Raw genomic sequence first — 16,989 nt, 5'->3', positions numbered from 1 at the left:
CTTGGTCCCTCAGCCGCCCGGCTGCGCGGCCGGCTCGTCCTCGACGAGCAGCACATGCAGCCGGCGCGGGCCATGCGCGCCGAGCTCCAGCGTCTGCTCGATGTCGGCGGAGCGGCTGGGGCCGGTGACGAGCATCAGGTTGCGCGGCATCCAGCCGCCGGTCAGCGTGTCCTTCCGCTCCGCGCGCAGCCGGTCCCAGGCTTCCTCGTACGCGCCGACGATCGCGCTGGCGCGCAGCAGCACGATCTCCGTGTCCGGCAGCAGGTTCAGCGTGGCGGGGCGCACGGGGTCGGAGGGGAAGAACAGCGTGCCCGTCTCCGCCACGCCGGCCCAGGCATGCTGCAGCGAGACCTGGTCGCCATCCTGCGCGCGACGCGCTTCGCGCTCGAGCATCGGGCGGCTGGACCAGTCGATCCCTTCCAGCTCGGGATGCGGCGCCATGACGATGCGTGCGGGCAGGTTCTGGGCCGCCAGGTAGTCGGTGATCGCGGCGGGCACGGCGGCGAGGTCGGGGATGCGCTCGACCGTGCCGAACTCCTTCTCGACGTTGCGGACGAACAGCGCGATCTGCTCCGCGCGCGGCACGCGGCTGCGGGCGGGAATCAGGTGGCGCGGATGGCTGGCGAGGCGTCCGTTCAGCATCGCGGCCTGGTCGGCGGGAAGGGGCCCGCGCTTCAGGCCGCGCCGGATGGCGCCGAGGATGGCCTCTCGTGACATCTTACACCTTGCCTTCGATACCGCGTGCCATCGCGAGGATTATCTCGTCTCGAAGCTCGGCATGCAGAGAGGCGACCTTGACGAGTTCGCGCAAGTCCTCGAGCGAGAAACAGATCTCGACTTGCTGATTGCCGCCAAGTGAAAGGTCACTGAGGCGTCCCTCTGCTTTTGCTACGATTGAGGCCGCATTGCCTTCTATCGAAAAGCGCACATCTTCAAAGTCGTGACTGTGTCGCTTCACGACACGCCCAACTCCCTGTGCTCGCAGCAGCATCAGCCTGTCTCCACCGTGCTATCGCCCGTTCCTCCGCGCCTTGGCGTAGCGCGCCATGAAGGTGCCGCCGGGTTCCGGCGCCGGCAGGTCGCGCCCCTTGGTCCAGCCGCCGGCGAGCGGCATCGCCTTGAACGCGCCCTTGCCGCGTGCGAGCAGCCCCAGCGTGCCGATCGCGGCGCGCGTCGCCGCGCGATACAGCGCCGGCCGCTTCGCGAACCAGGCCCAGAGGGCGAGGTTGCTGCGCGCCGTCGCCGGCGTCAGGTGGCGCTCGAACTCGCGTTCGCGCCAGTGGCGCATCAGCTTGGGCAGCGGGATCTTCACCGGGCAGACGCTCTCGCACCGGCCGCAGAAGGTGCTGGCATTGGGCAGGTGCCCGGCCTTGTCCACGCCGACGAGCGTCGGCGTCAGCACGCTGCCCATCGGGCCCGGATAGACCCAGCCATAGGCATGGCCGCCGGTCACGCCGTAGACCGGGCAGTGGTTCATGCAGGCCGCGCAGCGGATGCAGCGCAGCATCTCCTGGAACTCCGTGCCGACCATGTTGGACCGGCCGTTGTCCAGCAGGATGACGTGGTATTCCTCCGGCCCGTCCAGGTCGCCCTCGCGCCGCACGCCGGTGGAGAAGGTGGTGTAGACGGAGAAATCCTGGCCCGTCGCGCTGCGCGCCAGCAGCCGCAGCAGGCTCGTCGCATCCTCCAGCGTCGGCACGACCTTCTCGATGCTGGCGAGCGCGATGTGCACGCGCGGCAGCGTCTGCGTCAGGTCGCCATTGCCCTCGTTGGTGACGATGACGGACGACCCCGTCTCCGCGATGAGGAAATTCGCGCCCGTGATGCCGACATCCGCGGCCAGAAATTTCTGGCGCAGCTTGGTGCGGGCTTCGGCCAGGATGTCGCGGCGCTCGTTGAACACGCGGTCCGCCGGCAGGTCGGTGTGCATGCGGCGGAAATCCGCCTCCCAATCCTCCCGGTTCAGGTGGAAGGCGGGGGCGATGATGTGGCTCGGGTGTTCCTGGCGAAGCTGGATGATGTACTCGCCGAGATCAGTCTCCACCGGCACGATGCCATGCGCCTCGAGATGGTCGTTGAGCGCCATCTCCTCCGAGATCATGGACTTGCCCTTGGTGACGGTCTTGGCGCCCGCCTTGCGGCAGATCTCCAGCACCGCGTTGCGCGCATCCTCGGCCGTCGAGCACCAGTGCACCTTGCCGCCCGCGCGCTCGACATTCGCCGCGAAGGTTTCCAGGTAGAAGTCGAGGTTCGCCAGCGTGTGGTTCTTGATGTCGCGCCCGATGTCGCGCAGCCGCTCGAATTCCGGCAGGCGCTCCACCGCATCCGCGCGGCGCTGCAGGAAGGCGCCCTTCGCCTTGCCGAGCGCCTTCTGCAGCCCGGGATCGGCGAGCGCCCGCGCGGCGTTCTGCTTGAAGGCGGGGGAAGTGACCTGGACCATCGCGCTTCCCCTCAGGCCTTCGTCTCGCCGATCGGCGCGGTGGCCTGCGTCATGTCGGCCAGCACCTCCGCCACATGGCGCACCTTCACCGGCGCGCCTTCGCGCTTCAGCCGCCCCGCCATGTTCAGCAGGCAGCCCAGGTCGCCGGCCAGCAGCGTGTCCGCGCCCGTCTCGCGGATGTTGCGCACCTTGTCGGAGACCATGCGCGTCGAGATGTCGGGATACTTCACGCAGAAGGTGCCGCCGAAGCCGCAGCACACGTCGCGATCCGCCAGCTCCTTCAGCGCCAGCCCCTCCACCGTGCCGAGCAGTTTTCGGGGCTGCTCCCGCACGCCGAGCTCCCGCAGGCCCGAGCAGGAATCGTGGTAGGCGACGATGCCGTCGTAGCGCGCCTTCACCCCTTCCACGCCCAGCACGTCGGTCAGGAAGGACACCAGCTCGAAGGTCTTGGCGCCCAGTGCCTCCGCCTTGCCGCGATACTGCGGGTCGTCCTCGGCGAAGAGCGCGGGGTAGTGGTGGCTGATCATCCCCGCGCAGGAGCCGGAGGGTGCCACCACGTAGTCGAAGGGCAGGAAGGCGTCGATGACGTTGCGCGCCAGGTCCTTCGCCGTCATGCGGTCGCCGGAATTGTAGGCGGGCTGGCCGCAGCAGGTCTGCGTCTCCGGCACCTCCACCTGGCAGCCGGCCTCTTCCAGCAGCCGGATCGCGGCGAAGCCGACGGTCGGGCGGTAGAGGTCCACCAGGCAGGTGACGAAGAGCGCGACGCGCGGCGTCCCGTTGGGGCGGGTTTTGAGCATCCGCCCTAGTTAGGGGTTTTGCGCGCCTTCGGGGAGGGCCCCGTCAGCCCGGCTCGGGCGCGGCTGGCGCGAAGGGCGGCTGAAGCCACAGCGGCTCCTTTAGTTTCTTTTCCACGAAGGCCAGGTGAGTGGCGAGCTCGGCCTCGGTCGGGACGATGGGGCGGGGCGTCCGGGCGGCGGGAGCATCTTCCAGGATCAGGTCGGGACCGGCGCGGCGGGCGGGCGTGGCGGCCAGGTCCAGCCCCGGCTGCTTGCCGCCCATGAGCTGCAGGAAAACCTCGGCCAGCAGCTTCACGTCCAGCAGCGCGTTGTGGCTGGTTCGCATCGAGTTATCCACGCCGAGCCGCCGGCACAGCGCGTCCAGGCTGTTGGGCATGCCGGGATAGCGCCGCTTGGCGATTTCCAGGCTGTCCACCATGCGCGCGCGGTCGAGCTTCGGGTGGCCGCAGCGCGCGAATTCCGCGTCGAGGAAGCCGAAATCGAAGGGCGCGTTGTGCGCGATGATCTCGGAATCCCGCAGGAAGGCGATCAGCTCATGCGCGATGCCGGCGAAGATCGGCTTGCCGCGCAGCATCTCGATCGTGAAGCCGTGGATGCGGGTGGCGTCCTCGGGGATGTCGCGCTCGGGGTCGATCAGCACATGGAAGGTCTGGCCGGTCGGCATGAAGTTGTAGAGCTCGATCGCCGCGACCTCGATGACGCGGTCGCCCGCGCCCGGTTCGAGGCCGGTGGTCTCGGTGTCGAGAACGACTTGGCGCATTTTATGGTGCCCTCAGACGCGTCGTGCCGCAGGCACGCCTTCGGCGTGACGCGCGCGCTCCGCGCGCTTGGCTTCGCGGCACTTGCCGCGGCGCCCATTCGGGCGCTCGGCCCGCTGCGCGGGCCGCCAGCTTTCGACCTGTCCTGGTGTTCAAGGGCGAAGCTCCCGCACGATCCGGCGGATATGCCGCTGGGCGGCGTGGCGAGACAAGCCGGTTCGGACGACGTGGTCGGCCTTCCTGCGCTTCAGCGCATCGGGCATCTGGCGGGCGAGGATCGCCTTCAGCCGGTCCTCGGTCATGCCGCTTCGGGCCAGCACGCGGGCGCGCTGCACGGCGGCGGGGGCGGAGACGACGATCACCTGGTCCACATGCCGCCGCCCGCCGGTCTCCAGCAGCAGCGGGATGTCGAGAACGGCGATCGGCTCGCCGCGCCGGCGCGCCGCGGCCAGGAAGGACAACTCGGCGCGGCGCACGAGGGGATGGACGATCCGCTCCAGCTTTGTCAGCGCCGCCGGGTCGCCCAGCACCCGGGCGCGCAGCGCTTCCCGGTCCACGCGACCATTCCGGGTGGTGCCGGGGAAGGCGGACTCGATCGGGCGCACGGCGGCGCCGCCCCGGCCCTGCAGCCGGTGCACCGCGGCGTCCGCGTCGAAGACCGGGATGCGCAGGCGGCGGAAGGTGTTGGCGGCCGTGGACTTGCCCATGCCGATGCTGCCGGTGAGGCCCAGGACGATCATCGAAGGTCTTGGAACACGTAGTCCCGCAGTTCCGCATCCACCTGCGGCACCACGCCGAACCAGGCCTCGAAGCCCGGCCGCGCCTGGTGCAGCAGCATGCCGAGCCCATCCACCGCGCGCAGCCCGCGCGCCCGCGCCTGCGCCAGCAGGGGCGTCTCCAGCGGCACATAGACCATGTCCGCTACCACCGCGCCGGGCGGCAGGGGGGAGAGGTCGATCTCCAGTGGCGGCTCGCCGGTCATGCCAAGCGAGGTGCCATTGGCCAGCAGCGCCGCGCCGTCCAGCGGGGGCGTGGTCGCCACCTCCACCGGGCCGGACAGGTCGCGCGCGATGGCCTCGGCGCGGGCGGGGGTTCGGTTCACCAGGGTCAGCCGCGGGCAGCCGGCATCGAGCAGCGCCGCCGCCACCGCCCGCACCGCCCCGCCGGCGCCGAGGATCACCGCCGGCCCGTCCGCGGCCCGCCAGCCCGGCGCCTGCTCCTTCACGCTTTCCAGGAAGCCGAAGCCGTCCGTGCTGGTGCCGTGGATGCGCCCCTCCCGGAAGACCAGCGTGTTCACCGACCCCGCCCGGCGCGCGACCTCCGAGACCTCGTCGCACAGCGCGAAGGCGGCTTCCTTGTGCGGGATGGTGACGTTCGCCCCCGCAAAGCCCAGCGCCACCAGCCCCCGCACGGCGCGTTCGAAATCCTCCGGCCGCACCGGCAGCGGCACATAGGCCCCGTCGATGCCGTGGCGGGCCAGCCAGAAGCCGTGCAGCCGCGGCGAGCGGGAATGGGAGACGGGCCAGCCCAGGATGCCGGCCATCCGGGATTTGCCCGTGAGCGTGCGCATGGCGGCGAAGTGACCGCGCCGGCCGCGCCGGGTCAATGCCGCCCGTCCCCCTTTCCAGCCCGCGACGGCGGTGCCAGAGGAAGGCGACCGACTGCGGGAGTATTCCGACCATGGCCAAGTCGCTTCGCGTCGCCGTCCAGATGGACCCGATCGCCTCGATCAACATCGACGCCGACAGCACCTTCGCCCTGATGCTGGAAGCCCAGGCGCGCGGGCATGCGCTGTGGCACTACCATGTGCGCGACCTGTCGCTGCTCGGCGGCCGCGTGATTGCCCAGGCCAACCCGATCGAGGTGCGGCGCAAGAAGGGCGACCACTTCACCCTCGGCCCGGCGGAGGAACTCGACCTCGGCCAGGTGGACGTGGTGCTGATGCGCCAGGATCCGCCCTTCGACATGGGCTACATCACCGCCACGCACATCCTGGAGCACATCCACCCGAAGACACTGGTGGTGAACGATCCGGCCAGCGTGCGCAACGCGCCCGAGAAGCTGTTCGTCACGCATTTCCCCGACCTGATGCCGGAGACGCTGATCACCGCCGACATGCGGCAGATCCGCAAGTTCCGGGAGAAGCACGGCGACCTGATCCTGAAGCCGCTGTTCGGCAATGGCGGCGCCGGCGTGTTCCATGTGAAGCCGGACGATTCCAACCTGAACGCGCTGCTCGAGATGTTCACCGAACGCTCGCGCGAGCCGCTGGTCATCCAGCGCTACGTCCCCGATGTGCGCAAGGGCGACAAGCGCATCATCCTGGTGGACGGGGAGGCGATGGGCGCGATCAACCGCGTGCCCGCGGCGGGCGAGGCGCGGTCCAACATGCATGTCGGCGGCCGGCCGGAACCCACCACGCTGACCGACCGCGAGCGCGAGATCTGCGCGGCCATCGGGCCCGAACTGAAGAAGCGCGGCATGATCTTCGTCGGCATCGACGTGATCGGCGGCTACCTCACCGAGATCAACGTGACGTCGCCGACCGGCCTGCAGGAGATCGCGCGCTTCGACGGCGTCCACCTCGAGAAGGCGATCTGGGACGCGATCGAGGCGAAGCGGTAGGCAAGCGCGGCGCTCAGCGCCGCGCACCGAAGGCGCGGAACAGCGCCAGCAGGATCACCGCGCCGACGACCGCGCCGACGAAGCCCGCGCCGTCGCCCGGCTGGTACCAGCCGATGGACTGGCCGATCAGCGTCGCCACCACCGCGCCGACGATGCCGAGCAGCGTGGTGACGATGAAGCCGCCCGGCTGGTTGCCCGGCATCAGGAACTTCGCGACCACGCCGGCCAGGAAGCCGATGATGATGGTCCAGATGAAGCCCATGGCGGCGGTCCCCCTGTTGCGGAAGCGGTAAGCGCGGCGCCGGGCGAACGGTTCCCGTCCCGTTCGTTACGCGAAGGCGCGCTCCACCGGGGTATGCCCGAGGCCGAGCGCCGCCGCCACTGCCGGATGCGTGATGCGCCCGGCATGCACGTTCAGCCCCGCCGCCAGATGCGGGTTCTCCGCGCAGGCACGCGCCAGGCCCTTCTCGGCGATCTGCAGCGTGAAGGGCAGGGTCGCGTTGTTGAGCGCCACCGCGCTGGTCCGCGCCACGGCGCCGGGCATGTTCGTCACGCAGTAATGCACCACGCCTTCCTCGACATAGGTCGGATCGGCATGGGTGGTGGGGCGCGAGGTCTCGAAGCAGCCGCCCTGGTCGATGGCGACATCCACCACCACGCTGCCCGGCCGCATCTCGGCGATCATCGCTCGCGTCACCAGCTTCGGCGCCGCCGCGCCGGGCACCAGCACGGCGCCGATCACCAGATCGGATTCCGCCACCGTCGCCTCGATCGCCTCCCTCGTCGCGAAGCGCGTGTCCACCGCGCCGTTGAACTCCACGTCCAGCGCGTGCAGCGCGCGCGGCGAGCGGTCCAGTACGGTCACCTGCGCGCGCATCCCATGCGCGATGCGCGCCGCATTGGCGCCGACCACGCCGCCGCCGATGATCGCGACACGCGCCCCCGGCACGCCCGGCACGCCGCCGAGCAGGATGCCCGCGCCGCCGGCCTCCTTCTCCAGGCAGCGGGCGCCGACCTGCGGCGCCATGCGGCCTGCCACCTCGCTCATCGGCCGCAGCAGCGGCAGGCCGCCCTCGGCCTCCGTCACCGTCTCGTAGGCGATCGCGCTGGCGCCGGACTCCATCAGCCCCCGGGTCTGCGCGGGGTCGGGCGCGAGATGGAGGTAGGTGAACAGCACCTGCCCCGGTCGCAGCATGGCCCATTCGTGGGGCTGCGGCTCCTTCACCTTCACCACCAGCTCGGCCGTGGCGAAGATGTCCGATGCATTCTCCGCGATCGTCGCGCCGGCGGCCTCATACGCGGCGTCGGGGAAGCCGATTGCCGCGCCTGCGTCGGACTGCACCAGCACGGCGTGGCCATGCGCGACAAGCTCGCGCACGGAGCCGGGAGTCAGCCCGACCCGGTATTCGTGGACCTTCACTTCCTTGGGCACGCCAATGCGCATGAGGCACCTCCCGACACCCTGCAGGATCGCGCTGGCGCGCGGCGCCGTCCATCGTGCAATGTCCTGACGCCGGGTTGAAAATGAGGGCGGGATATGTGCGATTCATGCGTGATGCGGAGTGTGGCCGGCGCGCTCGGCCGGCGCGGCGTGCTGGCGGCGATGGCCGCTTCGGCGGCGGCGCTCTCGGTGCAGCCGGCGGCGGCGCAGGCGGTGCGCAGCGCGCCGGTGCACCGCGTCGTGGACCTCACCCACACCTTGCGGCCCGACTTCCCTACCTTCGGCGGCACGCCGGCCTTCGAGATGGAGCAGGCCATGGTGCTGGCGCGGGACGGCTACAACGTGATGAAGTTCACCTACTACGAGCATGTCGGCACGCATTTCGATGCGCCGATCCACTTCGCCGCGGATGGCGCGACGGTGGACCGCATCCCGGCGGAAAACCTGGTCTGTCCGCTGGTGGTGCTGGATGTGCGCGCGAAGGCGGAAGCCGATCCCGACTACCAGGCGACGCCCGATGACATCGCCGCGCTGGAGCGCCAGCATGGCCGCATCCCCGCCGGCGCCTGCGTGGCGCTGAATTCCGGCTGGGATGCGCGCGCGAACGGCCCGGGCTTCCGCAACGCGTCGGGCAATGCGCTGCGCTTCCCCGGCTTCCGCCCCGACGTCGCGCCGCTGCTGATCGAGCGCAACGTCGCCTCCGTCGCGGTGGACACGCTCTCGCTCGACCACGGCGGCTCGACCAGTTTCGGCTTCCACAAGGCGTGGCTCGGCAGCGGGCGCTGGGGCCTGGAATGCGTCGCCAATCTCGGCGCGCTGCCCGCGACGGGCGCGACGTTGGTGGCCGGCGCGCCCAAGGTCGCCGGCGGCACCGGCGGGCATGGGCGGGTGCTGGCGCTGGTCTAGGAACGCCCGACCGGCAGGAAGATGAACACCACCGCGGCCACCAGGCAGAGCCCGGCGGCGACGAAATTCCAGCGGATTGTCTCGCCGAGCCAGAGCACGCTGAACACCGCGAAGACAGCCAGCGTGATGACTTCCTGCATCACCTTCAGCTGCTGCGCCGTGAAGGTGCCGTAGCCGATGCGGTTCGCCGGCACCGCGAGGCAGTATTCGAAGAAGGCGATCCCCCAGGAGACGAGGATCGCCATCCACATCGGCCAGGACGGCGCCTTCAGATGGCCATACCAGGCGAAGGTCATCAGCACGTTGGAGCCGACAAGCAGCAGCGGCGTCAGCCAATAGGCGCTCATCGGGCGACCTCGTCGGGGATCGGGACGACCTCGGCCTGCGGCGCGTCCTCGCGCGGCGGCAAGCGGGACAACAGGAACAGCATGATGGCCATCGCGGGCAGCGCGGCGAGCGTGGTCAGCACGAAGAACCAGGACCAGCCCAGCCCCTCCGCCAGCCAGCCCGACGTGCCGGCCAGCGTCCGCAGCGGCACCGCCGCCAGCGAGGACAGCAGCGCATACTGCGTGGCCGTGAAGGCGCGGCTGGTCAGCATCGAGAGGTAGGTGACGAAGGCGGCGTCCGCCAAACCGTCGGTGAAGTTCTCGACGCCCACCTGCGCCCACAGCATCGGCATCGAATGGCCGGCCTGCGCGAGCGCGACATACATCAGGTTCGACAGCATCTGCAGGATGCCGGTGACGATCAGCGCACGCGCGGTGCCGAGCTTCGCGACCACATACCCGCCGGCCAACGCGCCGCCCAATGTCGCGACCAGGCCGAAGACGCTGCTGACCGCCGCCACTTCCAGGCGGGAGAAGCCGAGCTCGCGGTAGAAGGGCGCGGTCATCACGCCGGCCAGCGCCTCGCCCAGCTTGAACAGCGTGACGAAGCCGAGGATCGCCACCCAGTAGCGGCGCCGCATGAAGTCGGCGAAGGGATCCACCACCGCCGCGCGGACGCGCTGCGACCAGGTGGTGGCAGCGACGCCGCGGCCCTCCGGCTCCTGCCCCAACAGCACCGCGAGGAAGCCGATGCCGACCAGCGCCGCGCACATCGCGAAGGCCGCCGTCCAGCCGGCGAGTTCCGCCATCGCCAGCGCGCCCGCGTTGGAGGCCAGCAGCGCGCCGCGATAGCCCCAGATGTAGCAGGCGAGCCCGTAGCCCTGCTGGCGTTCCTCCAGCACCTCGATGCGGTAGGCATCCACCACGATGTCCTGGCTGGCGGAGAGAAACGCCACCAGCACCGCGATCGCGACCGTCACCTGCGCGGCCGAAGCGGGATCGGTGAAGCCGAGCGCCAGGATCGCGGCGGCAAGCAGCGGCTGGATCGTCGCCAGCCAGCCGCGCCGCCGGCCAAGTCCGCGGAAGAAGGGCGGCGGCGCGTGGTCCAGCACCGGCGACCAGAGGAACTTGAAGGCGTAGGCGAGGCCGATCAGCGCCGTCAGCCCGATGGCGGCGAGCGAGATGCCGGACTCGCTCATCCATTGCCGCAGCGTGAAGCCCGTCAGCGGCAGGGGGATGCCGGCCGCGAAGCCGAGCGCAAGCATGACCAGGAAGCGGCGGTCGCGGAACAGCTCGGCCAAGCGGGACTCCGGTGCGCGTCTTCCGTTCGTCCTACCGCGCCGCGCCGCGCCGCGTCAGCCCTCCGGCCGGACCGTCACGGAGGCCGGATCGAACAGGCGCGGCGCCAAGTCCCGCCCCAGCGCGGAGAGCCGGTCCAGATGCGCTGCCGAACGGTCGAGCTTGGATGCGTAGGACAGCTCCTCGAGCGGCAGCGCCACCTCCCGCACCGTCACCGGCCGATAGCCGAAGCGCTCGCCCAGCACCGGCGCGGCCGCCAGCAGCCGGTTCACCAGCGCGATGCCCGAAAGCTCCTCGTCCAGCGGCAGGTTGCCGGCCATCTCGTTGCGCCGGTCCTCGATCGCCTCGACGGTGCGCGGCTCCTCCCGCCGGGCAAGGGGGTTGAGGCGGATGACCCAGATCTCCTCCGGCTTCTCCGGCAGGTCGAGCAGCGCGCCGATCGGCGGGTTGTGGGCATAGAGCCCGTCCCACCACAGCCGCCCACGCGCGCCGACGGCGCGGAACAGCGGCGGCACCGCGGCGGAGGCCACGACATCGTCCACGGAAAACTCCGAATCCTCCCCACCCAGCGCCGCGCCACCGCCACGCAGCACATCCGCCACGCCCACGCGCAAGTAGGGCCGCACGCGCGCGGCCGGATCGGCCGGCAGCGCCTCGGGCTGCAACCACGTCTGCAGCAAGGCCCGCAGCCGCGGCTCGGCCGCCGGCGAATAGGCATAGGGGCTGGCATTCACCGTGAAGGGCAGCGCGTAGAGCAGCTGCGTCCAGGCGTTCAGCCAGGCCTCCAGCGGATCGCGTGCCGCGAGCTCGTCCCAGAAGCCGTCGAGCCGCCGCACCGCCTCATCCGGCCCGCGCGCCAGCAGCCCCGACCAGGCCAGCGCCGCGCAGACCGCGCCGCCCGAGGTGCCGGACAGCGCCAGCGGCACGAAGCGGTCGCGATGCGCCGGCGAGAACAGCCCGGCCAGCACGCCGGCGGTGAAGGCGGCATGGCTGCCGCCGCCCTGGCAGGCGATGGCGACCTTGGGCGCCGGCATGGCTCTCTCCGCGCTGCGGTGCAGCAGAGCCTATCGCGCCGCGGCCGCGCCCCGAAAGAGATCAGCCGCAGCCCGGACCCTGGCGTGTCGCGCCGATCACCCGGCCGTCGCGGATCTCGAAGCTGGTCGTGCAGGGGCCGGGCGCGCCGAAATTCCCGAAGCTGAGCCCGACGCCCGTGCCGATGCCGCTCGCGCTGCCCCAGCCGCCGGAGGAGCGGAAGCCGCCGATGCCGATGGAGGGCACCACCGCCGGCCCCGGCGCGCCGGCCTCGTCGTAGGCCAGGAAGCGCCGCCCCTCGGCCTCGTGCACGCGGCTCGGCACGCCGAGCGCGGAGACGAGATCGAGCTCGCTGCGGCCGATCCAGACGGTGGGCGTCGGCGCCGGCGCCGTTTCGGCGCAGGCGGCGAGCAGCAGGCCCAGGGGCAGCCAGCGACGCATGCGCGTGAAAGCCGGCGCCGCGGCGCCGGGTTCCCGCTCAGGCCTGGCGCAGCGCGTCCGGCCCGAAGGCGCCGGGCAGCAGGGCGCCGATCGTGGTCGCCCGGATCACGCCGTCCGCGTCCCGGGCGATCACGCGCAGCCTGCCATCCGCGGAAAATTCGGAGAGGACCTGGCGGCAGATGCCGCAGGGCGTGATGGCGATCCCGTCCGGCCCCGCCACCGCGATGGCGCGGAAGCGCCGCCTGCCGCCCGCGATGGCGGCGGCGATGGCGGTGCGCTCGGCGCAGATGCCTGCGGGGTAGCTGGCATTCTCCACGTTGCAGCCGCGCTGGACGGTGCCGTCCTCGCAGAGCAGCGCGGCGCCGACCTGGAAGCGCGAATAGGGCGCATAGGCGTCGGCGCGGGCGGCTTCGGCGACGGCGAGCAGGGCGGCATCGGGGTCCATGGCGCGTTCCTCCTATCGCCGCGCCAGCGCCGCGGCCTGCCGTGCGATGGCGGCCAGCGCGGCGCGGGCGATCACGACATCGGCCTCGCGGAAGGCCGTGGTCTTGGTGCGCTTCTCGGCCTCGAGCAGCGCGGCGCCCACGGCTTCGAGCTGCCCGGTGGACCACAGGCGCAGCGCACGGTCGAAGCCCGGCTTGTGGCGGAAGAACACCGGCGGGCGCAGCACGCCGGCATCGCCCCCCGCCGCGGCCGCCTCATGCAGCCGCTGCACATGCCTGAGCGCCGCGCGCAGCACGCCCACCGGGCTGCCCCCTTCCGCGAAGACGGCGGCCAGCGTGCGCTCCATCGTCGCGCCGTCGCCCGCGGTCGCCGCCACCAGCGCCTCCTCGAGGTCGAGCGCCGCGCCCTCCCCGGCGCAGGCCAGCGCGGCGTCCTCGTCCACGCGGCCGCCGGGGCCGACATAGAGCGCGAGCTTCTCCATCTCCCGCCGCGCCAGCATCCGGTCGTCGCCGAGCCGCCCGGCGAGCCAGGAGAGCGCGGCCGGCTCGGCCTGCACGCCCTCCGCCTTCAGCATCCGGCCGAGCGTCGCCGCCAGCTCCTCCCCGCGCTCGCGATAGCAGGCGATCACCGCCACCTCCGGCGCGGCCTCCGCCATTGCGCGCAGCTTGGAACGCGGGCCGAGCGCGCCGCCTTCCAGCAGGATCAGCGCATCGCCGGGTGCGGCCAGCGCGTCCTTGAGCGGACCGGCATGGGCGTCCGTCGCCTCGCGCAGGCGCACCACGCGGCGCCCGCCGGTCATTGCCAGCGCCGCGGCCTCGCCGGGCAGGAAGCCGGGCCGCGCGGCTTCCTCCCGCGTCGGCTCGGCCAGGCGGAAGGGGTCGTCGGTCGCGCCGTCCAGGACCTTGCGCACCAGGTCCTCGGCGCGCTCGCGCACCAGGCCCGGATCGTCGCCATGCAGCAGCACCGCGCGGAAGCCCGAGGGATCGGCCAGCACCGCCTCGGCGCGCCGGGCATCGAGCTTGGCCATGCCTCAGCCGGCCCGGCTCATCGGACGGCGCCGGCCGGCCCTATCCCGCCGCTGAGTCCGCCCTGCTCGCCCAGGCTGCGGCCGGGGACCGTGGCGCCCGGCGGGCGGATCACGCTGGGGTCGGAGGGTCCGACGGGCTGCGGCACGGGCGCGATCAGCCGCGGCGCCACGCCCTCCTGCAGGCCGCGGAAGCTGATCGCGAGGCGCATGATCACCTCATTCGCCAGCAGCTCGGCCAGGCGCCGCTCCATCGCGTCGCGGCTCATGTCGGCGGCGAAATACTGGCTCGGCTGGATGTTGTAGTCGTCCATCGCCCGCTCGAAGCCGTTGGCCACGGTCTCCGGCGGGGTCAGGCGCAGCAGCGTCCAGTTCGCCGTCGCGATGTAGCGCACGCGCGTCGCGGCCCCGTCCGGCTGGATGCCGAGGCCTTCGGCCGCGAAGCTCGGGTTCACCACCAGGTCCCAGCGCGCCGGGCGCGTCGTGTTGCCGCTGGCGGTGGCCAGGCGCTGCTGCAGGTTTCGCCGCAGCATCTGGCCGAAGCGTTCCGGGATCAGCGGCACGCGGATCGCCGCCATCTCCTCCACCACCGCCGGCCCACCCGCGCCCGCGCCGGGGCCGTAGACGGGGCGGAAGCCGCAGGCGCCGAGCGCGAGCGGCGCCAGCAGGCCGAGGCCGCGCAGCACGCGCCGCCGCGCGATCGCCTCGCCCTGCCCTGCCGCAGCGCCCACGCCGCCTGCCGTCATCCGATCACACCACCAGGTTCACCACGCGCCCCGGCACGTGGATGCGCTTCCTCACCGGCTTGCCGCCGAGGGCACGCTGCACGTTCTCCTCGGCTTCCGCCAGCGCGAAGATTTCCGCCTCCGGCGCGCCGGCCGCGACCTCGATCGTGGCGCGCAGCTTGCCGAGCACCTGCACGGCGAGGGTGACGGTCTCCGCCTTCAACAGGTCGGGATCGGCCTGCGGCCACTCCATCTCGGCGACCAGCTTCCCAGCGCCCGGACAAAGCACCGAGAAAACCTCCTCGGCGAGGTGCGGCATCATCGGCGCGACGAGCCGCGCCAGCGTCTCCAGCGCCTCCCGCCGGGCGGCGCCCATGCCTTCGGCGGAAGCGGCCGCATCCGTCTCGCCGATGGCGTTGGCGAACTCGTGGATGCGAGCCACCGCGACGTTGAAGGCGAAGTTCTCCAGCGCCTCCGTCACGCCGGCGATGGTGCGGTGCGTCGCCTGGCGCAGCTTGCGCGCGGCGCCGGTGGCGCCCTCGGCCGGGGTGCCGGGCGGCGGCAGCGCGGGCGCCGCGTTGGCGGCCAGCCGCCAGATGCGCTGCGTGAATCGGAAGGCGCCGGCCACGCCGGATTCCGTCCACTCCATGTCCCGCTCCGGCGGGTTGTCGGAGAGGATGAACCAGCGTGCCGTGTCCGCGCCGTACTTCCCGATGATCGCGCCCGGGTCCACCGTGTTGCGCTTGGACTTCGACATCGCCTCGACGCGGCCGATGACCGCGGGCTCGTTCGAGCCCTTCACCACCGCGCTGCGCGTACCGTCCGCATTGGCGCTGATCTCGACTTCCTCGGGATAGAGCCAGCGGCCGTCGGCGCTCTTGTAGCTCTCGTGCTGCACCATCCCCTGGGTGAAGAGGCCGGCGAAGGGCTCCTCGCATTGCAGGTGGCCGGTCGCCTTCATCGCGCGGGTGAAGAAGCGGCTGTAGAGCAGGTGCAGGATCGCGTGCTCGATGCCGCCGATATACTGGTCCACCGGCAGCCAGGCATCCACCGCCGCGCGCGTCACCGGCTCCGCCGCCTGCGGCGAGCAGAAGCGCGCGAAATACCAGGAGCTGTCCACGAAGGTGTCGCAGGTGTCCGTCTCGCGGACGGCCGGCTTGCCGCAGGAGGGGCAGGCGACGTGCTTCCAGCTGGGATGGTGGTCGAGCGGATTGCCGGGGCGCGAGAAATCCACGTCCTCCGGCAGCACGACCGGGAGCTGGTCCTCCGGCACCGGCACGGCGCCGCAGGCGTCGCAATGGATCACCGGGATCGGGCAGCCCCAGTAGCGCTGGCGGGAGATGCCCCAGTCGCGCAGGCGCCAGTTCACCACGCCGACGCCCTGGCCGCCTTCCTCCAGCTTCTCGATGACCCGGCGCTTGGCCGTCGGCACGTCGAGCCCGTTCAGGAAGTCCGAGTTGAAGATCTTGCCGTCGTCCGTGTAGGCGACGTCGCCCAGCGTGAAGGTCGCGGGATCCTCGCCGGGCGGCAGCACCACCGGCAGGACTGAAAGGCCGTACTTCCGGGCGAAATCCATGTCGCGCTGGTCGTGGCCGGGGCAGCCGAAGATGGCGCCGGTGCCGTATTCCATCAGCACGAAATTGGCGATCCAGACCGGGAAGGAGATTCCGGGCAGGAAGGGATGCGCCACGCGGAAGCCGGTGTCGTAGCCGCGCTTTTCGGCCTGTTCGATCGCGGCCTCGCTGGTGCCCATGCGGCGGCACTCCGCGACGAACTCCGCTGCGTTCGGATCGCGCGCCGCAGCCGCCGCGGCCAACGGATGCTCGGCCGCCACCGCCAGGAACGACATCCCGAACAGCGTGTCCGGGCGGGTGGTGAACACTTCCACCTCGTCCAGGCCGGCGGCCTTGGCGTCGGTCAGCCGAAAACGCACCCGCGCGCCCTCGCTGCGGCCGATCCAGTTGGCCTGCATCAACTTCACGCGCTCGGGCCAGCGGTCCAGCCCGTCCAGTGCCGCCAGCAGGTCGGGGGCATATTTGGTGATGCCCAAGAACCACTGGCTGAGCTTTTTCTTCTCGACCAGCGCGCCGGAGCGCCAGCCGCGGCCGTCGATCACCTGCTCGTTGGCCAGCACGGTGCCGTCCACCGGGTCCCAGTTGACCCAGCTCTCCTTCCGCTCGACCAGGCCGGCCTTCCAGAAATCGAGGAACAGCTTCTGCTGCTTGCCGTAATAGGCGGCGTCGCAGGTGGCGAATTCGCGTGCCCATTCCAGCGAGAGCCCCATGCGCTGCAGCTCCGCGCGCATGTTGGCGATGTTGTCCCAGGTCCACTTGCCGGGATGGATGCCGCGTTCCCGCGCGGCGTTCTCCGCCGGCAGGCCGAAGGCGTCCCAGCCCATCGGGTGCATCACCAGATGCCCGCGCGCCCGCTTGTAGCGCGCCACCACGTCGCCGAGCGTGTAGTTGCGCACATGCCCCATGTGGATCTTCCCCGACGGATAGGGGAACATCTCCAGCACGTAGTACTTCTTTGCGTCCGCCGGCGGCACATCGGGCACGGCGAAGCAGGCGCGGCGGTCCCACTCGGCCTGCCAGCGCGGCTCGGCGGCGGCGAAGTCGTAGCGCGGGGGGTCTTTGGGCGTCGGCGTGGCGGCGTCGTTCATGGTGTCGCGGCAATCGGCAGGATCGGCGGCAAGGGATAGAACCCGCCGGCCCGCCTGGAAAGGCCGCGC

19 protein-coding genes are annotated in these 16,989 nt (G+C 71.5%); 2 read left to right on the top strand and 17 right to left on the bottom strand.

The window, feature by feature from the left end; all coding sequences use genetic code 11:
- Positions 1–9 precede the first annotated feature (9 nt).
- The 7 genes from DFH01_RS04785 to DFH01_RS04760 form a co-directional block, all read right to left on the bottom strand.
- A complete protein-coding gene (locus DFH01_RS04785; RefSeq protein ID WP_109869215.1) occupies positions 10–717 on the bottom strand; it encodes a LutC/YkgG family protein in 708 nt (235 codons plus the stop codon).
- Position 718: 1 nt separating this feature from the next.
- A complete protein-coding gene (locus DFH01_RS27770) occupies positions 719–991 on the bottom strand; it encodes a hypothetical protein (RefSeq protein ID WP_146216995.1) in 273 nt (90 codons plus the stop codon).
- 18 nt (positions 992–1,009) lie between these two features.
- Positions 1,010–2,440, bottom strand: coding sequence for a LutB/LldF family L-lactate oxidation iron-sulfur protein (locus DFH01_RS04780; protein ID WP_109869214.1), 1,431 nt, complete (start codon positions 2,438–2,440; stop codon positions 1,010–1,012).
- Between the two features lie 11 nt (positions 2,441–2,451).
- The gene (locus DFH01_RS04775) at positions 2,452–3,237 is read right to left on the bottom strand and encodes a (Fe-S)-binding protein (RefSeq protein ID WP_109869213.1); all 786 of its coding nucleotides are present in this window, start codon (positions 3,235–3,237) and stop codon (positions 2,452–2,454) included.
- 43 nt (positions 3,238–3,280) lie between these two features.
- Entirely contained in the window at positions 3,281–3,997 is a 717-nt protein-coding gene (gene dnaQ / locus DFH01_RS04770) for a DNA polymerase III subunit epsilon (RefSeq protein WP_109869212.1), read from the bottom strand.
- Positions 3,998–4,147: 150 nt separating this feature from the next.
- Positions 4,148–4,735 carry a dephospho-CoA kinase gene (gene coaE, locus DFH01_RS04765; RefSeq protein ID WP_109869211.1) on the bottom strand — a complete coding sequence of 196 codons (588 nt, stop codon included), beginning with the start codon at positions 4,733–4,735 and terminating at the stop codon, positions 4,148–4,150.
- Entirely contained in the window at positions 4,732–5,565 is an 834-nt protein-coding gene (locus DFH01_RS04760; protein ID WP_109869929.1) for a shikimate dehydrogenase, read from the bottom strand. Before DFH01_RS04760 ends, coaE begins: the two co-directional genes overlap by 4 nt.
- A 110-nt stretch (positions 5,566–5,675) precedes the next feature.
- Here DFH01_RS04760 and gshB point away from each other — a divergent pair, with 110 nt between their 5' ends.
- The gene (gene gshB, locus DFH01_RS04755; RefSeq protein ID WP_109869210.1) at positions 5,676–6,620 is read left to right on the top strand and encodes a glutathione synthase; all 945 of its coding nucleotides are present in this window, start codon (positions 5,676–5,678) and stop codon (positions 6,618–6,620) included.
- Between the two features lie 13 nt (positions 6,621–6,633).
- On the opposite strand, the gene DFH01_RS04750 is transcribed toward gshB, so the two are convergent.
- Positions 6,634–6,882 carry a GlsB/YeaQ/YmgE family stress response membrane protein gene (locus DFH01_RS04750; RefSeq protein WP_109869209.1) on the bottom strand — a complete coding sequence of 83 codons (249 nt, stop codon included), beginning with the start codon at positions 6,880–6,882 and terminating at the stop codon, positions 6,634–6,636.
- A gap of 66 nt (positions 6,883–6,948) precedes the next feature.
- A complete protein-coding gene (gene ald, locus DFH01_RS04745; RefSeq protein ID WP_109869208.1) occupies positions 6,949–8,064 on the bottom strand; it encodes an alanine dehydrogenase in 1,116 nt (371 codons plus the stop codon).
- A 111-nt stretch (positions 8,065–8,175) separates the two neighbouring features.
- Here ald and DFH01_RS04740 point away from each other — a divergent pair, with 111 nt between their 5' ends.
- Complete coding sequence (locus DFH01_RS04740) at positions 8,176–8,967, top strand: cyclase family protein (RefSeq protein ID WP_199231124.1); 792 nt, start codon at positions 8,176–8,178, stop codon at positions 8,965–8,967.
- Here the strand turns inward: DFH01_RS04740 and DFH01_RS04735 are convergent.
- From DFH01_RS04735 to leuS, 8 genes are all read right to left on the bottom strand, one after another.
- The gene (locus tag DFH01_RS04735) at positions 8,964–9,314 is read right to left on the bottom strand and encodes a DMT family protein (protein ID WP_109869206.1); all 351 of its coding nucleotides are present in this window, start codon (positions 9,312–9,314) and stop codon (positions 8,964–8,966) included. The two genes, DFH01_RS04740 and DFH01_RS04735, sit on opposite strands and share 4 nt — an antisense overlap.
- Positions 9,311–10,594, bottom strand: a complete 1,284-nt coding sequence (locus DFH01_RS04730; protein WP_332903261.1) for an AmpG family muropeptide MFS transporter — start codon at positions 10,592–10,594, stop codon at positions 9,311–9,313. Before DFH01_RS04730 ends, DFH01_RS04735 begins: the two co-directional genes overlap by 4 nt.
- Before the next feature lie 54 nt (positions 10,595–10,648).
- On the bottom strand, positions 10,649–11,626 hold the full coding sequence (locus DFH01_RS04725) for a patatin-like phospholipase family protein (RefSeq protein ID WP_109869205.1): 978 nt from the start codon (positions 11,624–11,626) through the stop codon (positions 10,649–10,651).
- A gap of 61 nt (positions 11,627–11,687) precedes the next feature.
- Positions 11,688–12,065, bottom strand: a complete 378-nt coding sequence (locus DFH01_RS04720; RefSeq protein ID WP_109869204.1) for a hypothetical protein — start codon at positions 12,063–12,065, stop codon at positions 11,688–11,690.
- A 37-nt stretch (positions 12,066–12,102) separates the two neighbouring features.
- Complete coding sequence (locus DFH01_RS04715) at positions 12,103–12,510, bottom strand: cytidine deaminase (protein WP_109869203.1); 408 nt, start codon at positions 12,508–12,510, stop codon at positions 12,103–12,105.
- Between the two features lie 12 nt (positions 12,511–12,522).
- Entirely contained in the window at positions 12,523–13,536 is a 1,014-nt protein-coding gene (holA, locus tag DFH01_RS04710) for a DNA polymerase III subunit delta (protein ID WP_109869202.1), read from the bottom strand.
- 17 nt (positions 13,537–13,553) lie between these two features.
- On the bottom strand, positions 13,554–14,279 hold the full coding sequence (gene lptE, locus DFH01_RS04705; RefSeq protein ID WP_109869201.1) for an LPS assembly lipoprotein LptE: 726 nt from the start codon (positions 14,277–14,279) through the stop codon (positions 13,554–13,556).
- Between the two features lie 4 nt (positions 14,280–14,283).
- Positions 14,284–16,920: a leucine--tRNA ligase gene (gene leuS, locus DFH01_RS04700; RefSeq protein WP_109869200.1), complete on the bottom strand. Its 2,637-nt coding sequence runs from the start codon at positions 16,918–16,920 to the stop codon at positions 14,284–14,286.
- Positions 16,921–16,989 lie beyond the last annotated feature (69 nt).

The sequence above is a fragment of the Falsiroseomonas bella genome (assembly GCF_003173615.1).
Taxonomy (GTDB): domain Bacteria; phylum Pseudomonadota; class Alphaproteobacteria; order Acetobacterales; family Acetobacteraceae; genus Falsiroseomonas; species Falsiroseomonas bella.
The sequence above is the reverse complement of the archived record's forward strand: the minus strand, read 5'-3'. Positions and strand labels throughout refer to the sequence as shown.

What these genes read in the sequence shown, in the direction of transcription:
- DFH01_RS04785 (WP_109869215.1), bottom strand. Translation starts at nt 717, where the DNA reads ATGTCACGAGAGGCCATCCTCGGCGCCATCCGGCGCGGCCTGAAGCGC.
- DFH01_RS27770 (WP_146216995.1), bottom strand. Translation starts at nt 991, where the DNA reads ATGCTGCTGCGAGCACAGGGAGTTGGGCGTGTCGTGAAGCGACACAGT.
- DFH01_RS04780 (WP_109869214.1), bottom strand. Translation starts at nt 2,440, where the DNA reads ATGGTCCAGGTCACTTCCCCCGCCTTCAAGCAGAACGCCGCGCGGGCG.
- DFH01_RS04775 (WP_109869213.1), bottom strand. Translation starts at nt 3,237, where the DNA reads ATGCTCAAAACCCGCCCCAACGGGACGCCGCGCGTCGCGCTCTTCGTC.
- dnaQ (WP_109869212.1), bottom strand. Translation starts at nt 3,997, where the DNA reads ATGCGCCAAGTCGTTCTCGACACCGAGACCACCGGCCTCGAACCGGGC.
- coaE (WP_109869211.1), bottom strand. Translation starts at nt 4,735, where the DNA reads ATGATCGTCCTGGGCCTCACCGGCAGCATCGGCATGGGCAAGTCCACG.
- DFH01_RS04760 (WP_109869929.1), bottom strand. Translation starts at nt 5,565, where the DNA reads ATGCGCACGCTCACGGGCAAATCCCGGATGGCCGGCATCCTGGGCTGG.
- gshB (WP_109869210.1), top strand. Translation starts at nt 5,676, where the DNA reads ATGGCCAAGTCGCTTCGCGTCGCCGTCCAGATGGACCCGATCGCCTCG.
- DFH01_RS04750 (WP_109869209.1), bottom strand. Translation starts at nt 6,882, where the DNA reads ATGGGCTTCATCTGGACCATCATCATCGGCTTCCTGGCCGGCGTGGTC.
- ald (WP_109869208.1), bottom strand. Translation starts at nt 8,064, where the DNA reads ATGCGCATTGGCGTGCCCAAGGAAGTGAAGGTCCACGAATACCGGGTC.
- DFH01_RS04740 (WP_199231124.1), top strand. Translation starts at nt 8,176, where the DNA reads ATGCGGAGTGTGGCCGGCGCGCTCGGCCGGCGCGGCGTGCTGGCGGCG.
- DFH01_RS04735 (WP_109869206.1), bottom strand. Translation starts at nt 9,314, where the DNA reads ATGAGCGCCTATTGGCTGACGCCGCTGCTGCTTGTCGGCTCCAACGTG.
- DFH01_RS04725 (WP_109869205.1), bottom strand. Translation starts at nt 11,626, where the DNA reads ATGCCGGCGCCCAAGGTCGCCATCGCCTGCCAGGGCGGCGGCAGCCAT.
- DFH01_RS04720 (WP_109869204.1), bottom strand. Translation starts at nt 12,065, where the DNA reads ATGCGTCGCTGGCTGCCCCTGGGCCTGCTGCTCGCCGCCTGCGCCGAA.
- DFH01_RS04715 (WP_109869203.1), bottom strand. Translation starts at nt 12,510, where the DNA reads ATGGACCCCGATGCCGCCCTGCTCGCCGTCGCCGAAGCCGCCCGCGCC.
- holA (WP_109869202.1), bottom strand. Translation starts at nt 13,536, where the DNA reads ATGGCCAAGCTCGATGCCCGGCGCGCCGAGGCGGTGCTGGCCGATCCC.
- lptE (WP_109869201.1), bottom strand. Translation starts at nt 14,279, where the DNA reads ATGACGGCAGGCGGCGTGGGCGCTGCGGCAGGGCAGGGCGAGGCGATC.
- leuS (WP_109869200.1), bottom strand. Translation starts at nt 16,920, where the DNA reads ATGAACGACGCCGCCACGCCGACGCCCAAAGACCCCCCGCGCTACGAC.